Raw genomic sequence first — 15884 nt, forward strand, 5'->3', positions numbered from 1 at the left:
TAGTTATAGTTGATTTTTCGATATGTTTGCAATTAAGGAAAATAAAATCAATGGTAAAAAAGTGCTTATTCTTATGATGAATACTATATTTTATAAAATGCGATAAGATTAACGAAATTGCTGGCTGGCATTAAGTCTAATGCTCTAGCTACATCAATATTTTGATAATAAAAAAGGCGACCAATGGCCGCCTTTTTTATCAGTGAAACTCAAATTTAGAATAGTAAATGTGCCATGCCTGCAATCACAGGCAAGGTGACCAGTGTACGTAGGATGAAAATTACAAATAGTTCCCACGCTTTAACGGGTACTTTACTACCGATAAGCAGTGCACCAATTTCAGACATGTAGATAAGTTGTGTCACTGACATTGCTGCGATGATAAAACGGGTCATGTCGCTTTCAATGGTTGAGGCCAAAATAGATGGCAAGAACATATCAGCGAAACCCACCACAATCGTCTTTGATGCCGCTTCCGCTTCTGGAATGTGCAGCAATTCTAAGAACGGAATAAATGGCATACCTAAGTAATCAAATAGTGGTGTATTTTCTGCAATTACCAGCGCGATAGTACCAATTGCCATAACAACAGGCAGTACGCCAAACACCATATCTACGGCATTTTTCACACCATCTAACGCAATTGCTGGAATACTTTTAACTTCAGCTGCTTTCTTTAGTGCTTGGTGTAAACCGTAAGAGAAAACGTTGTGACCTTGTGGCACATTTTCATCATGTTGACTCTCTGTTGTGCCATCAATGTAGATGTTTTTCTTACGTGATAGTGGCGGTAGGCGAGGCACAATAATTGCCGCGACAAGACCAGCAAGGCATACCGTTAAGTAGAACGGTGCAAACATGTGCTCTAAGTTAACTTGCGCGATCACGACTAAGCTAAAGGTAATAGATACCGCTGAAAAGGTTGTACCAATAATGGCCGCTTCACGTTGGGTGTACATTCCCGATTCGTATTGCTTACTGGTCAATAATACGCCTACCGAGCCATCACCTAACCAAGATGCAATGCAGTTAACAGATGAACGGCCAGGCAAACCAAAAATCGGACGCATGATTCGAGTAAATAAAGTGCCGAAAAATTCCAGTAGACCAAAATTGAGTAGAAGCGGCAGTAGCAAACCGGCAAAAATAAATACTGAGAATAGAACAGGTAGTAAATCGTTTAATACAAGACCGCCTGTCGCGTCGTTACGAAACATTACAGGGCCAATATTAAAGTACGCCATAACAGCAAAGATAGCACCAAGCTGTTGAACCACAAACCACATTGCTGATGGGTTTAGTAAGCCATTTAAAAAACCATTGCGTGTAATAAACCCTGGCTTAAACACTTTAGTGATGATCGACATGATAGCTGTAAAGCTGATCACGCCTGTCACAATCGATGTCAGTGAATGTTCAAACTGCGCTTGAATAGTTTTCGCTAAAACAGCGATAGGGATTGTAATGTCACCATTAAAATTAATCGGTGCCATAAAAAGAAAGACACCAATTAATGATGGGATAATGAACATTAGCCAGGTGTTTAAGGTGTTTTTAGGTGGTGCTACTGCTTGGTTATGCATCTTGATTTACAACCTACTGATAGAAACTGCCGAATAAATAGGAATACCCTCTATAGACCCTGTGAGAATAACTATTCACTGGTTTTCCATATTTAGGGAGGGAGAGATTACATTCTTTTAATAAAGCATGGAATAGTTGACTGGTAAAAAATGGTTAATTATGTAAATGTTTTTTGATTTTATTCTGATTTTTATGTGTTTAGTAAACGTTATGATTTAACAAATTAATAAAAATTAGTGTGTTATGACTATTATACTGTGATGGGTATTTGACTCATTATTCTAGAGGTTCTAGATACTCTTCTCATTTGCGCAATATTATTACTTATATGTAATAGTGTTTTTGCTTTGGCAGGGATTATGTTTTTCTTTGTAATGGTTATAATGATGACATTAAACAATATGTTGTATTTATTGCTTTAGCTTAATTATAACGTTACCAATTTATTGAGGTTTGCTATGACAGAACAACATCATAATCATTTTCACGTTGGTCAAATTATTGAAAATCATCCATTTGCAGCGGGAGATGGTGCTGTTCTGGAAATGTTCCGCAATGATATGACGAATGTTGTTTTTCTTGGTTTAGAGAACATTACTGAAGATGAACAACAACTGCTTGCTGAATCAGGTGCTGAGTTTGGTGTATTAAGCACTGAAAATGGCGGTTGTTTAGTGGTACTAAAACTCGGTGATCTGGCGTTTGATATTCAGTTTAATGCTGCAGTGATCCCTAATGAGTTTTTTGCACAACCTGCTGAAGATACAGCTTCATTAACATTAAACATGATGGCTGTTGATACACAAAGCAATGAAATGAAAGTGATCCGTGAGTTTTCATTGCCAGCAGAAGTTAGCCATAAATTAATTGATGTGGTTAACAAGCAGCGTGAAATCGAAGATGTGATGGCTGTGAATGCAGAAAACATGCATTTACTAAACACTATCAGCACTGAAGAGTTGCTAAAACAAATCACGCTTACGCAAATTCAAAGTGTGATTGCGCCAAGCTGTAGTTGTGGTCATGATCACCACCATCATCACTAATTAATGAATATATTTAAAAAAACATCGCCTTTGCGCGGTGTTTTTTTTCGTCTTAATTACACTTACGCTGTCATGATTAAAAAACGTCAGGCCAAAGATTGAGTGGTAGAGGGTATATAGCAAAAGGGCTTTGAACATGAGGTTCAAAGCCCTTTCTAAATTCTTTTTTCAGTAAGGTATTTTAATGCTTACTTATTGTTGCCGTTTTTGTATAGAGAAGAAAACGCTGGAGTGTATAGAGCAACAATTTTATTTACGATGCGAGTCATGGAATTACCTATAAAGTTTAAGCTGTTTTTACTGTACAACCTTCGCCCAACCCTAAGATATATAGGCATTCAGTCGTGTTTCGATGCGCGAATTATAGATATTTTTGGAACATTGAAAAATGAAAAAAACTAGTGTTTTAGTATTAGTTTTACTAATGAATTGGCGGTGTGTGTTAATAGGTAAAAATACGCTTTTAAACTAAGCTCTTTTGGTATCGTTGATAAAAGCAATAGCATAAAAAAGGCGATGTATTTCACTACATCGCCTTATCTATATTAGGTTCGTGTTAATGCCTAGCGCATTGTCACAAATTCCTCAGAGCCTGTTGGGTGAATAGCCACAACGCTATCAAAATCAGCTTTTGTTGCGCCCATCTTCATCGCGACACCAAAGCCTTGGATCATTTCGTCAACCGCGAAACCAATACCGTGTAGACCGACTACTTTCTCGTCATCGCCTGCACAGATCAGCTTCATCTTACATGGTTGACGGTGCGCAGTAACTGCGGTGTACATTGCTGTGAAGCCTGACTTGTACACTTTCACGTTTTCTTCGCCGTATTGCGCAATCGCTTCAGCTTCAGTAAGACCGATAGTACCGATTGGTGGGTGGCTAAATACTACTGTAGGGACTAATTTGTAGTCCATCTTCGCATCAGGTTTGTTGTTAAATAGACGCTCAGAAAGCTGACGACCTGCTTTAACTGCTACAGGTGTTAGTTCGATACCGCCTTCCATGATGTCACCGACACAGTAGATACCAGGAACGTTAGTTTGTTGGTATTCATCCACTTTGATGAAACCACGGTTATTGGTTTCAACACCCGCAGCGGCTAGGTTGATGGCATCTGTAGTTGGCTCACGACCGATAGCCCAGATCAGTACGTCAGTATTGTGTGATTCACCGTTTTCAAAGTACAGCGTGATTGAGCCGTCTTTTTCTTTCACTACTTCTTTTGGCACAGATTGCGTATGTAACGCTGGCCCTTCAGCTGCCATAACTTCAACTAGCGTATCTACAATCATTGGATCGAAGCTACGTAGTGGTGATTCTTTACGTACGAATAAGTGCGTATCTGTACCTAGTGCATTTAATACACCAGCGATTTCAACGGCAATGTAACCTGCACCAATGATAGCGGCACGTTTTGGTTGCTCTTTTAGTTCGAAGAAACCGTTAGAGTCGATACCGTAGTGTGCGCCTTGGATTGCAGGAATTGATGGACGGCCACCAACAGCAATAAGAATGTGATCAGCGGTGTAGTGTTCACCGTTTACTTCAACCGTTTTCTGGTCAACGAAATGGGCAAAACCGTTGATCACTTCAACTTTGTTATTGCCTAGTACATTGTCGTAAGAAGTGTGGATACGGCTGATGTAAGCTTCACGGCTTTCGACCAGTTTGCTCCAGTCAAAACCTTTTACATCAACATTGAAGCCGTAATCTTTTGCGTAAAGGTGCATAGCTTCAGCGATTTGAGCACCGTGCCACATCACTTTTTTAGGTACACAACCTACGTTTACACAAGTACCGCCGAGTGCTTTTGCTTCGATAATCGCAACTTTTGCACCATACATTGCAGCACGGTTTGCCGATGCAATACCGCCGCTACCACCGCCGATACAGATGTAATCAAAATGCTTTGCCATGACTTTACTCCATTAATATTCGTTATATTCGTGACGAGCTATTGAGCTAGTGTAATAAAGATTGGGGTGCCTGACGAGGATTTAAAATCGGAAAATACGATTGATTTGCTATTAAATCATCGGAAATTGAGATTGTGGCACGAATTATCTGGTACAGGCAGCATACACTGCCTGTATTTAAAGGGAGGAAATATTGCCAATGGAGCTTATTCAGGCACAACCCATTTAACGGTGTGGTGACCATGATTAGGCGCAATGGCTTGCTGTAACCAAGGTAGAATGTCACGCATTTGGCTTTCTAGCTTCCAAGGCGGGTTAATCACAATCATGCCTGATGCTGTCATACCGCGCTCTTCACTATCAGGCTCTACACCCAGTTCAATTTGTAAGATTTTTGGGATATTTAAATCTTTTAAGCCTTGAAGCATGTTGTCGATAGTTTCACGATAAACCACAGGGTACCAAATCGCATAGGTACCTGTCGCCCAACGTTGATGGCTTTGCTTGATCGCTTTTACTACATCTTGGTATTCATGTTTAAGTTCATAGGGGGGATCGATCAGTACCACACCGCGACGCTCTTTCGGCGGTAGGGTCGCTTTTAAGCGAGCAAAGGCATCTTCTTTATACATTTTTACTTGGCGATCGCCACGGAACTCTTGCAGGAGTAGAGGGAAATCACTTGGGTGAAGTTCGGTGAGTACCATACGGTCTTGATCACGGATTTGTGCGCGTGCCACTTTTGGAGAGCCAGGGTAGTAACGCAGCTCTTCGCCGTGATTAAGATCTTTAATCGTTTCAATGTAGCTTTGGATCGCTTCAGGGATATCATCACGTGACCAAATACGTGCAATACCTTGTTTAAATTCACCGGTTTTTTCGCTGCGCTCATCTTGCAGATCGTAACGACCTACACCTGAGTGGGTATCGTGATAGACGAAAGGTTTATCTTTCTGCTTGAGTGCATCCAAAATTAAGCTTTGAACAATGTGTTTAACCACGTCGGCATGGTTGCCAGCATGGAAGCTGTGACGATAACTCAGCATGAAATCAATCTCTATCGGTATATAAAAGGAGAGGGGTTAAACAGTATTATCGTTAATTCTCACCTATTATCCAACCATGACACCACCTTTAGAGTGAACAATCATGAGTAAATGCGTGAATTCTTGCCTTTTTATACACTAAACCACGCAAACGATTGAAATTTACCTATCGCGGGCGCATGTTAATAATAAGATAAAAAAATAAAGGAAAAGCGTATGTCTAACCCATTATTGACGATGACCGATTTGCCACCGTTTGCTCATATTAAACCTGAGCATATTAAGCCCGCGGTTGAACAAGCGATCGCAGATTGTCGTGAAAATGTAGAATCTGTGTTGATGGAAATGGCAGAGCCAACTTGGGAAACCATCTGTGCGCCTTTAGCTGAAACTGATGATCGCCTAGGTCGTATTTGGTCACCTGTCGGTCATCTTAATGGCGTGAAAAATAGTGCTGAATTACGTGAAGCGTATGAAAGCTGTTTGCCTCTGTTATCTGATTACAGTACCTGGGTTGGACAACACAAAGGATTGTACGAAGCCTATAAAGCGATTAAAGCGAGCGATAAATTTGCGTCGTTGAATAAAGCGCAGCAAAAGTCGATCAAAGACGCCTTAAAAGAATTTGAGCTATCAGGTATTGGCTTACCTGCACAAGAGCAAGCGCGTTACGGTGAGATCAGTAAACGCTTATCTGAGCTATCTTCAACCTTTAGTAATAACGTGTTAGATGCCACCATGGCATGGAACAAGGTCATTACTGATGTTGAGCAATTAAGCGGTTTGCCTGAATCGGTTTTGCTTGCGGCAAAAGCGAACGCAGAAGCGAAAGAGAAAGAAGGGTATTTATTCACTCTAGAAATGCCGTCGTACTTACCGGTAATGACTTACTGTGATAATCGTGAACTCCGTGCTGAAATGTATGAAGCGTTCGGTACCCGTGCCTCAGATCGTGGTCCTAATGCAGGTGAATTTGATAACACTGAAGTCATTGCAGAAAAACTGAAACTGAGCCACGAACTGGCTCGTATGTTAGGGTTTAACAGCTACAGTGAAAAATCACTGGCGACCAAAATGGCGGAATCTACCGAGCAAGTGTTAGGTTTCTTAAATGATCTTGCTGATCGTGCGAAGCCACAAGGTGAGCGTGAGGTGGCTGAGCTACGTGAATATGCTAAGAATGAATATGGTATCGACGATCTACAGCCATGGGATTTTGCTTACTATTCAGAGAAGCTAAAACAACATCGTTACAGCATTTCAGATGAAGAATTACGTCCATATTTCCCTGAAAAGAAAGTCGTTGCAGGTCTCTTTGAGGTATTAAAGCGTGTGTTTGGTTTAGAGATCAAACAACGTGAAGGTGTAGAAGTTTGGCATGATTCGGTAACGTTTTATGACATCTTTGATAATAAAGGCAAACTTCGCGGTAGCTTTTATCTTGATCTTTACGCGCGTGATCATAAACGTGGTGGTGCGTGGATGGACGAATGCATGGTTCGTCGCACCCGTATTGATGGCACACTACAAACCCCTGTCGCCTACTTAACTTGTAACTTTAACCGTCCGATTGGCGATAAGCCGGCATTGTTTACTCACAATGAAGTCGTAACCTTGTTCCATGAAACGGGCCACGGTATTCATCACATGCTAACGCAAGTTGATGTAGCGTCAGTATCAGGTATTAACGGTGTGCCATGGGATGCGGTAGAGCTACCAAGCCAGTTCCTAGAAAATTGGTGTTGGGAAGAAGAAGCACTGGCGTTTATTTCTGGTCACTATGAAACAGGCGAGCCACTACCAAAAGAAATGCTAGATAAGATGCTCGCAGCGAAGAACTTCCAATCAGCGATGTTTATTTTACGTCAGCTTGAGTTTGGTCTGTTCGATTTCACGCTATACACCGAATATGATCCAGAAGTGGGCGCACAGGTGTTAGATACCTTATTTAAAGTGAAATCACGTGTCTCAGTGGTACCAAGCCCAGAATGGGGACGTTTTCCACACAGCTTTAGTCATATTTTTGCTGGTGGCTATAGTGCAGGTTACTACAGCTATTTGTGGGCAGAATTATTGTCTTCTGATGCGTTTTCACGCTTTGAAGAGGAAGGCATTTTCAATCCGCTAACAGGTCAAGACTTCCTAACTTGTATTCTTGAGCAAGGGGGCAGTGAAGAGCCAATGGCGCTATTCAAACGCTTCCGTGGTCGAGAGCCTGAGCTAGATGCAATGCTGCGTCATAGTGGTATTACGGGTTAATTATGACTATTGCTGTATAAAAAAAGGCTCCTTTAAGGAGCCTTTTTTGATCGAGTAGAATGTTTAGTCTTGCGATGTCACGACCATAGGCCAGCCCATATCTGTTTGACGGGTTGCTTCTTGGTGTAGCTCACTACGCGTTAGCGGGTTGTTGATCAGCCATTTTGCAGGCAACAGTAACGTTAACTTATCGTTATCAACTTGCAGGCTAAATGGCGGTAAACAATGGGTATCACGACGGTGGCACATAATCACGGCAATACGTAATAAACGCAGTAATCGCGCCGCGCTTTGAGCTGAGAGTGCATGTTGCTCAGGTAAGCTGGTGAGAGGACCAATGTAGCGACGTAAGATTTCGGCCAGTAAATGACGTTGAGCACGGGTAAAACCAGGAAGATCTAGGTGCTTGATTAGATAAGCTGCATGATCTGCACTTTTCTTAAATTCAATGCTTGTCCCTATCTCATGCAGTTTTACCGCCGCTTCCAATAAGTTTTGTGCTTGAGGCTCTAGTTGCCAATTTGGGCATTGGCTTAACATCGACATTGCCATATCGTTGACAATATCGGCATGTTCGGTATCAATTTGAAAGCGTTGCTGAACACTGTTTATGGTACGAGTACATACATCATGATGGCGCATTTGTTCCATCATTTCATACACCATGCCTTCACGTAGCGCGCCACCGGCTAGCGTCATAGATTCAATTTTTAATGACTCAAATAGCGCGATTAAAATTGATAAACCGCTAGGGAATACTAATGCGCGTTCTAGTGTTAAACCTTCAATATCAAGATCTTCTAAGCGCTCGTATTGCATAGCTTGACGTTGTAAGCGCTTAAGCTTTTGCAAGGTAATGATTTCATCCATTCCTTGCGCCAGCATAATTTCTTGTAGTGCTTGTACCGTTCCACTGGCACCAACACAAGATTCCCAACCGAGTTCGGTATAGCGTTCAATGATCGGTTCAATGACTTCTTTGGCGCCATTAATCGCCGCTTCGAAGTTGGCTGAAGTGAGGTAGCGATCTTTAAAGTAACGTTCAAGCCAAGTCACACAACCAATTTTTAAGCTGGTTAAAGCGCTGCTATCAAACCCTTTGCCAATAATAACTTCAGTGCTGGCACCGCCGATATCGACCACTAAACGTTTATCACTACCACCAGAGGTGTGCGCCACCCCTTGATAGATAATGCGGGCTTCTTCTTCACCCGGAATAATATTGACCGGATAACCAAGAATAGCCTTCGCCTTGGAAAGAAATTCTTCTGCATTCACTGCTGTACGTAAGGCGGCAGTACCAACGATACGGATATGGTCGGCTTTGATATCTTGTAAGCGTTCGGCAAAGAGAGCCAAACAATCAAGGCCACGCTGCATCGCTTCTTCGCTGAGTACATTTTGGTTGTTAAGCCCTGCGGCTAAACGCACTTTACGTTTGATTTTCGCGAGTGTCTGAACACTGCCATTTACTTCGCGCACAATCCACATGTGGAAACTATTTGAGCCGAGATCAATGGCGGCATAAAGCGGTGATACTGAATTTCTTTCCATAGACATACATTACTTATCGTTATTACGCAGGCTTATTGTTTTGAGGCGGACGACGGCGATTATTGCGCGAACGTTGTTGCCCTTGACCTTGGCCTTGACGTTGAGTGTTACGGCGACCACCTTGACGAGGATTTCGTTGGAGGCGGATCGGTGCTGGAAGATCGTCTAACAATGCTTCTGAATCATACTTTGACTGTGGAATACCATGTTCAATGTAAGTTTCAATAGCGGTTAGGTTAATAGCGTACTCTTCACAAGCAAAACTGATTGAGTGACCACTTAGGCCTGCACGACCTGTACGACCAATACGGTGTACATAATCTTCTGCATCATCAGGGAGATCGTAGTTAAATACGTGCGTTACTGCAGGGATATGCAAACCACGTGCAGCGACATCGGTCGCGACTAAGATATCAACATCACCGTTGGTGAATTGATCCAAAATACGCTCACGTTTTTTCTGTGGTACATCGCCAGTTAGCAAACCAACACGATGACCATCAGCAGCTAAGTGACCCCAAACATCTTCACAGCGGTGCTTGGTATTAGCAAAAATAATTGCGCGCTCTGGCCACTCTTCCTCGATCAACGTTTGTAGTAAACGCATTTTTTCTTGGTTAGATGGGTAGAACAATTCTTCTTGAATGCGGTGGCCCGTTTTTTGTTCCGGCTCAACGACAACGCTTTCAGGACTATTCATATGTTCAAATGCTAATTCTTTCACACGGTAGGACAATGTGGCTGAGAATAGCAGGCTTAAACGCTCGCTCGGTGCTGGCATGCGACGGAACAAGAAGCGAATGTCTTTAATAAAACCTAAATCGAACATACGATCGGCTTCATCAAGTACTACGACTTGAATGCTCGCTAAATCAATAACACGTTGCTTGTAGAAATCAATAATACGGCCACACGTACCGATTAAGATATCCACACCCTCATCAAGAATCGCTTTTTGCTTCTCGTAAGGTTCGCCACCGTAAGCGAGGCCGGCTTTCAAGCCCGTACTTGCAATCAGTGATGATGCATCATTATAAATTTGGATCGCCAATTCACGCGTAGGCGCCATGATAATGGCACGCGGTTGATTGGTTTTTCGATGTGCAGGCGCAGCAGTCTCCAATAAATGGTTAAAAGTAGCGGTTAGGAAGGCAATGGTTTTACCCGTACCTGTTTGAGCCTGTCCCGCGATATCATGGCCAGTGAGCATAACTGGCAATGCCAAGGCTTGGATCGGGGTACAATTATGGAACCCTTTATCATCCAATCCTTTTAAAACTAGAGGGTTTAACCCTAGCTCGGCAAATTTCCGCTCTGTGATGTGAGTCGTCTTCATTGCTATAGAATATCAGCTTAGGGTTGCAATACGAAACGTATTCCATTCAAATAGGGTAACGATTTGCTGGTAAAATAAGATCAGCTAACAAAATCAACTGTTGGAGTGGAAGATGAGCGACAAGATTGTGCAGCTTACAGATGCGAGTTTTGACACTGATGTAATCAATGCTGCTGGCCCGGTATTAGTCGATTTTTGGGCTGAATGGTGTGGTCCATGTAAAATGATTGCCCCTATTCTTGACGAAATCGCTGATGAATACGAAGGCAAGCTAACGATTGGTAAATTAAATATTGATCAGAATGCGGAAACACCGCCGAAGTTTGGTATTCGTGGTATTCCGACATTACTGCTGTTTAAAGACGGTGGTGTAGCGGCAACAAAGGTTGGCGCGCTGTCGAAAACACAGCTTAAAGAGTTCTTAGACGCGAACCTATAAGTGCAATTTTACAAACCATGGACAATTTGTAAGTTGTACATGGTTTGTCTAACGTCTATGCTAGACGGATAGAACGTTTAGTGTTACCTTAGCGCACAGAAATTACATTTTCGTTCATTTCTTGACCAGGCCCTATTGGTCATCTTTATCTCAACTAATATAGAACCCCGATTTTGACAGACAAGAAACCCACCACTATGAACCTTACAGAATTAAAGAGCCAACCGATTTCTAAGTTGGTATCACTTGGCGAAAGTTTAGGATTAGAAAACCTTGCCCGCTTGAGAAAGCAAGACATCATCTTCTCCATTCTTAAGCAGCATGCGAAGAGTGGTGAGGATATTTTTGGCGATGGTGTTCTAGAAATATTACAAGATGGCTTCGGCTTCCTTCGTAGCGCTGATAGTTCTTACCTTGCTGGCCCTGATGATATTTATGTATCACCAAGTCAAATCCGTCGTTTTAACTTACGTACTGGCGATACCATTGCCGGAAAAATTCGTCCACCAAAAGACGGTGAGCGTTACTTTGCACTACTGAAAGTTAACGAAGTAAACTACGACAAGCCAGACAACGCCCGCAATAAGATCCTATTTGAAAACCTTACCCCACTGCATGCAAACTCACGTATGCGTATGGAACGTGGTAACGGTTCTACAGAAGACATCACAGCACGTGTTCTTGATTTAGCATCACCTATCGGTAAAGGCCAGCGTGGTCTGATTGTTGCTCCGCCAAAAGCGGGTAAAACAATGCTACTTCAAAACATTGCCCAAAGTATTGCCCATAACCACCCTGAGTGTGAGTTAATGGTATTGCTTATTGATGAGCGTCCAGAAGAAGTGACCGAGATGCAACGCCTTGTAAAAGGCGAAGTGATTGCATCAACGTTTGATGAGCCAGCATCACGTCACGTACAAGTGGCTGAAATGGTAATTGAAAAAGCAAAACGTTTAGTAGAGCACAAGAAAGATGTGGTTATCTTACTTGACTCAATTACACGTCTAGCACGTGCATACAACACCGTAATTCCTTCTTCTGGTAAGGTATTAACTGGTGGTGTAGATGCCAACGCCCTTCACCGTCCTAAGCGCTTCTTTGGTGCTGCACGTAACGTAGAAGAAGGCGGTAGCTTAACTATCATCGCAACAGCACTCGTTGATACTGGTTCGAAAATGGATGAAGTTATCTACGAAGAATTTAAAGGTACAGGTAACATGGAACTTCACCTTTCTCGTAAGATCGCTGAGAAACGTGTATTCCCTGCTATTGATATCAACCGCTCAGGTACGCGTCGTGAAGAGCTACTAGCGAAAGCGGACGAGCTACAGAAGATGTGGATTCTACGTAAGATCGTTCACCCAATGAGCGAAACTGACAGCATGGAATTCTTAATTGATAAGCTATCAATGACGAAGACTAATGATGAATTCTTTGATGCGATGCGTCGTCAGAAGTCATAATACGCTGTACTGAGTCACAGATTTTGAAAACGTCGCCCACGGGCGGCGTTTTTTATTGACAGAAATTACCTTGTATTGCGATGGTATGGGTAAGGAAGAAGAGTTTTACTTCGCTAGGGAGGCGTTATGTTACGACATTGGTGTGCGCTAGGCTTGCTGATCGCCTCGGCATTACAGCCTATTTCTGCGACAGAGATAACCGAAGCGAAAATCCAGCATATTAAGCAAATGCCACAATTTGTTGCTCACATTGAGGCGCTCAAACCTTATTATGATCACAGTGATTTTCAGTCATTGGAGATTCTGCTTGATCAACTCCCACCATTAACTCAAGAAGTGGCTCGTAGCCAGTTGATCAAATACGCCAGCGAAGTCGGTCGTTTTAACACTGCTCGTATTGCGTGGCTCAAAATTCAAGCAAAGCGACAATCACCGTTTACTATTACCGAGCAAGGTGATGGTTATACCGTCAGCCGAATGGCTTTCTTTTATAGTAATCAAGCCAATGGGCTGCTGCGTGAGTGGAAAAAAGACTTAGTGAGCCAGCGAGCTGTGATTAACTTAGAGCGAGGAAAATTGACGTTATCTGAATGGCTAAAAGGCGATTTAGAGCAGCAACAGAAGCGCAGCCAAGTGATTGCACGTGCGATCCCGCAATTATCACCGCCAGCAATTAATGCGCTGGTTGAGCAGTTTCATTCAGATCCTCAGCTGATTTGGCTGCCAGATAACAGCATCTTAGCAACCTTAGCAGCACACTCTAATGATGCGAAGTTGTATGATGTGTTATGGCGTCGCCGTACCGATCAATACAGCTTGGCAGAATTAAACCGTTTATCTCAAATTACCGCTTCTGATTTTGTGGTAAACCAATTAATTGCAGCAACGGCTAACCCTTCATTAAAAGAGCCAGCATACCGCGCTTTAACCAGCTTTAAGCCATTACCAGATACCGCCAAAACCTTTTTACAGAACCAGCTAGGTAATGAAATAGAACGTTTATTGATCACGCCTCACTTGCTTAAGCAAGGCCATGGTCACTGGTTGCAACAACTCTTAACGGCTAGCAGTGATCCTGATTTAGTGGCTCATATTGAAGAACTGCTATCGATGGGCTCAGTGTCTGCAATGAAACCCTAACCCCTTTATTTACTCGGGTGATAACCAGCTTAATTGAAACATCTGGTGGCGAAATTAGACCGCAGAACGGGTGTTTTAGCCTCTACAACTGGTTATACTAGCGAAAATCATTCTCATCACTACGCTGTTATTTTCGGTTATGGCGTAGCTCAATCGTGGTATCAGATATGAAATTCAAGGATCTGCGAGACTTCATCGCCTATTTAGAACAAAACGGGCAATTGAAGCGAATTAAGCAAGCAGTCGATCCCGATCAAGAAATAACAGAAATTAGCGATCGTACTTTACGTGCTGGTGGTCCTGCGCTTTTGTTTGAAAATCCTATTGGTTACAACATGCCAGTGCTTGCCAACTTGTTTGGTACGCCACAGCGTGTTGCGATGGGAATGGGGCGCACAGAAGTGAAAGAGTTGCGCGAAGTCGGTAAATTATTAGCGTATTTAAAAGAGCCTGAGCCACCTCGTGGTTTTCGTGAAGCGTTAGATAAGATCCCAGCATTTAAGCAAGTACTCAATATGCCAGTGAAGCGTCTGCGCAATGCACCGTGCCAAGAAATTGTGTGGCAAGGTGATGAGGTTGATTTAGATAAAATCCCTGTAATGAGCTGTTGGCCTGATGATGTGGCACCACTGCTTACATGGGGCTTAACCATCACTAAAGGACCACATAAAAAGCGCCAAAATTTAGGGATTTATCGTCAGCAAAAAATCGCGAAAAATAAAATCATTATGCGCTGGTTGGCTCACCGTGGTGGGGCGTTAGATCTGCGTGAATGGATGGAAACCCATCCGGGTGAGAAATTCCCAATCACTGTCGCTTTCGGTGCCGATCCGGCCACGATTTTAGGGGCTGTGACGCCAATTCCAGATACCTTATCTGAGTACGCTTTTGCAGGCTTACTGCGTGGGCGTCGTACTGAAGTGGTGAAAAGTTTAACCAATGACTTAGATGTGCCAGCAAGTGCAGAAATTGTCATGGAAGGCTATATCGACCCTGAAGAGTTTGCTGATGAAGGCCCGTATGGCGATCATACTGGTTACTACAACGAGAAAGAGCGTCATCATGTCTTTACCATTACGCATATCACCATGCGTAACGATCCGATTTATCACAGCACCTACACTGGTCGTCCGCCCGATGAGCCTGCAGTATTAGGTGTGGCACTTAATGAAGTCTTTGTGCCTATTTTGCAAAAGCAATTTCCTGAGATAGTTGATTTCTACCTGCCACCAGAAGGGTGTTCATACCGCATGGCAGTGGTGACGATGAAGAAGCAATATCCGGGTCATGCCAAACGTGTGATGATGGGCGTATGGTCTTTCTTGCGCCAATTCATGTACACCAAATATGTGATTGTGTGTGACGAGAGTGTCGATGCCCGTAATTGGGACAGTGTGGTGTCTGCGATGACAACTCACATGGAGCCCGTGCGTGATACCTTGTTCATTGATAACACGCCGATCGATTCCTTAGATTTTGCTTCGCCTGTGGTTGGGCTTGGCTCTAAAATGGGCTTAGATGCAACGGTGAAATGGGACGCTGAGCTTGCGAGTACACCATCAATTGCAACCAAATATGATCAGCAATTTGATGTTGAAGCGGGCATAGCTGCTTTGCGTGACACTTATTCTGAGATCATTGATATTTACTTACCGACGGCAAGTAAGCAGCAGATGGCGATTGTAAGTATTACCAATACTGAAGCGGATCAGGCGCAACGTGTGATGCAAGGTGTTTGGGACTTCATGGCGCAGTTTAGTGATGCAAAATTTGTCATCTTGTGTGATCAAGACGTCAACGTGCGTGATTGGAACGATGTTATTTGGGCGATCACTACACGTATGGATCCTAGCCGTGATACGGTACAGCTAGCGTCAGTATTAGACCAAAGTAGTAAGCTTGGATTAGATGCGACGAATAAATGGCCTGATGCTGTGGCACGTGAATGGGGCAACCCAATAGTTAAAAATCCGCAAGTTGTCGCGAAAATAGATGCGATTTGGGACCAACTTGGGATCGAGATCTAACTGTTTATCGCTATACTGAGCGGTAGAGTGAGTATTATTTATTGCTGCTTCAAAGAGTAAGTAGTAAGAGA

The 15884-nt window shown here is 43.0% G+C and carries 11 protein-coding genes; 6 read left to right on the forward strand and 5 right to left on the reverse strand.

What is annotated here, in order from left to right; all coding sequences use genetic code 11:
• Window positions 1-215 precede the first annotated feature (215 nt).
• Entirely contained in the window at window positions 216-1583 is a 1368-nt protein-coding gene (locus C9J40_RS20410) for a YjiH family protein (protein ID WP_107247860.1), read from the reverse strand.
• Between the two features lie 459 nt (window positions 1584-2042).
• Here C9J40_RS20410 and C9J40_RS20415 point away from each other — a divergent pair, with 459 nt between their 5' ends.
• A complete protein-coding gene (locus C9J40_RS20415; protein WP_107208560.1) occupies window positions 2043-2630 on the forward strand; it encodes a hypothetical protein in 588 nt (195 codons plus the stop codon).
• A gap of 563 nt (window positions 2631-3193) precedes the next feature.
• Here the strand turns inward: C9J40_RS20415 and gorA are convergent.
• On the reverse strand, window positions 3194-4549 hold the full coding sequence (gorA, locus tag C9J40_RS20420) for a glutathione-disulfide reductase (RefSeq protein ID WP_107208561.1): 1356 nt from the start codon (window positions 4547-4549) through the stop codon (window positions 3194-3196).
• 206 nt (window positions 4550-4755) lie between these two features.
• Window positions 4756-5595, reverse strand: coding sequence for a 23S rRNA (adenine(2030)-N(6))-methyltransferase RlmJ (locus C9J40_RS20425; RefSeq protein ID WP_107247861.1), 840 nt, complete (start codon window positions 5593-5595; stop codon window positions 4756-4758).
• Window positions 5596-5811: 216 nt separating this feature from the next.
• On the opposite strand from C9J40_RS20425, the gene prlC reads away from it, so the two are divergent.
• The gene (prlC, locus tag C9J40_RS20430; protein WP_107208563.1) at window positions 5812-7854 is read left to right on the forward strand and encodes an oligopeptidase A; all 2043 of its coding nucleotides are present in this window, start codon (window positions 5812-5814) and stop codon (window positions 7852-7854) included.
• 63 nt (window positions 7855-7917) lie between these two features.
• On the opposite strand, the gene gppA is transcribed toward prlC, so the two are convergent.
• Together gppA and rhlB are read right to left on the reverse strand one after the other, a co-directional pair.
• Window positions 7918-9408 carry a guanosine-5'-triphosphate,3'-diphosphate diphosphatase gene (gene gppA / locus C9J40_RS20435; RefSeq protein WP_107208576.1) on the reverse strand — a complete coding sequence of 497 codons (1491 nt, stop codon included), beginning with the start codon at window positions 9406-9408 and terminating at the stop codon, window positions 7918-7920.
• 22 nt (window positions 9409-9430) lie between these two features.
• The gene (rhlB, locus tag C9J40_RS20440) at window positions 9431-10744 is read right to left on the reverse strand and encodes an ATP-dependent RNA helicase RhlB (protein ID WP_107208564.1); all 1314 of its coding nucleotides are present in this window, start codon (window positions 10742-10744) and stop codon (window positions 9431-9433) included.
• A gap of 112 nt (window positions 10745-10856) precedes the next feature.
• Between rhlB and trxA the strand changes: the two genes are divergently transcribed.
• From trxA to ubiD, 4 genes are all read left to right on the forward strand, one after another.
• Window positions 10857-11183, forward strand: coding sequence for a thioredoxin TrxA (gene trxA / locus C9J40_RS20445; RefSeq protein ID WP_005372169.1), 327 nt, complete (start codon window positions 10857-10859; stop codon window positions 11181-11183).
• Between the two features lie 197 nt (window positions 11184-11380).
• Window positions 11381-12646, forward strand: a complete 1266-nt coding sequence (rho, locus tag C9J40_RS20450) for a transcription termination factor Rho (RefSeq protein ID WP_005372168.1) — start codon at window positions 11381-11383, stop codon at window positions 12644-12646.
• 126 nt (window positions 12647-12772) lie between these two features.
• The gene (locus C9J40_RS20455) at window positions 12773-13786 is read left to right on the forward strand and encodes a hypothetical protein (RefSeq protein WP_107247862.1); all 1014 of its coding nucleotides are present in this window, start codon (window positions 12773-12775) and stop codon (window positions 13784-13786) included.
• A 167-nt stretch (window positions 13787-13953) separates the two neighbouring features.
• Complete coding sequence (gene ubiD / locus C9J40_RS20460) at window positions 13954-15813, forward strand: 4-hydroxy-3-polyprenylbenzoate decarboxylase (protein ID WP_107247869.1); 1860 nt, start codon at window positions 13954-13956, stop codon at window positions 15811-15813.
• The last annotated feature ends 71 nt before the right edge of the window (window positions 15814-15884 follow it).

This window comes from Photobacterium sp. GB-72 (assembly GCF_003026095.1).
In the GTDB taxonomy this organism is placed as follows: domain Bacteria; phylum Pseudomonadota; class Gammaproteobacteria; order Enterobacterales; family Vibrionaceae; genus Photobacterium.

Bases quoted from the DNA above. Each gene is read 5' to 3' on its own strand.
- C9J40_RS20410 (WP_107247860.1), bottom strand. From the start codon at position 1,583: ATGCATAACCAAGCAGTAGCACCACCTAAAAACACCTTAAACACCTGG.
- C9J40_RS20415 (WP_107208560.1), top strand. From the start codon at position 2,043: ATGACAGAACAACATCATAATCATTTTCACGTTGGTCAAATTATTGAA.
- gorA (WP_107208561.1), bottom strand. From the start codon at position 4,549: ATGGCAAAGCATTTTGATTACATCTGTATCGGCGGTGGTAGCGGCGGT.
- C9J40_RS20425 (WP_107247861.1), bottom strand. From the start codon at position 5,595: ATGCTGAGTTATCGTCACAGCTTCCATGCTGGCAACCATGCCGACGTG.
- prlC (WP_107208563.1), top strand. From the start codon at position 5,812: ATGTCTAACCCATTATTGACGATGACCGATTTGCCACCGTTTGCTCAT.
- gppA (WP_107208576.1), bottom strand. From the start codon at position 9,408: ATGGAAAGAAATTCAGTATCACCGCTTTATGCCGCCATTGATCTCGGC.
- rhlB (WP_107208564.1), bottom strand. From the start codon at position 10,744: ATGAAGACGACTCACATCACAGAGCGGAAATTTGCCGAGCTAGGGTTA.
- trxA (WP_005372169.1), top strand. From the start codon at position 10,857: ATGAGCGACAAGATTGTGCAGCTTACAGATGCGAGTTTTGACACTGAT.
- rho (WP_005372168.1), top strand. From the start codon at position 11,381: ATGAACCTTACAGAATTAAAGAGCCAACCGATTTCTAAGTTGGTATCA.
- C9J40_RS20455 (WP_107247862.1), top strand. From the start codon at position 12,773: ATGTTACGACATTGGTGTGCGCTAGGCTTGCTGATCGCCTCGGCATTA.
- ubiD (WP_107247869.1), top strand. From the start codon at position 13,954: ATGAAATTCAAGGATCTGCGAGACTTCATCGCCTATTTAGAACAAAAC.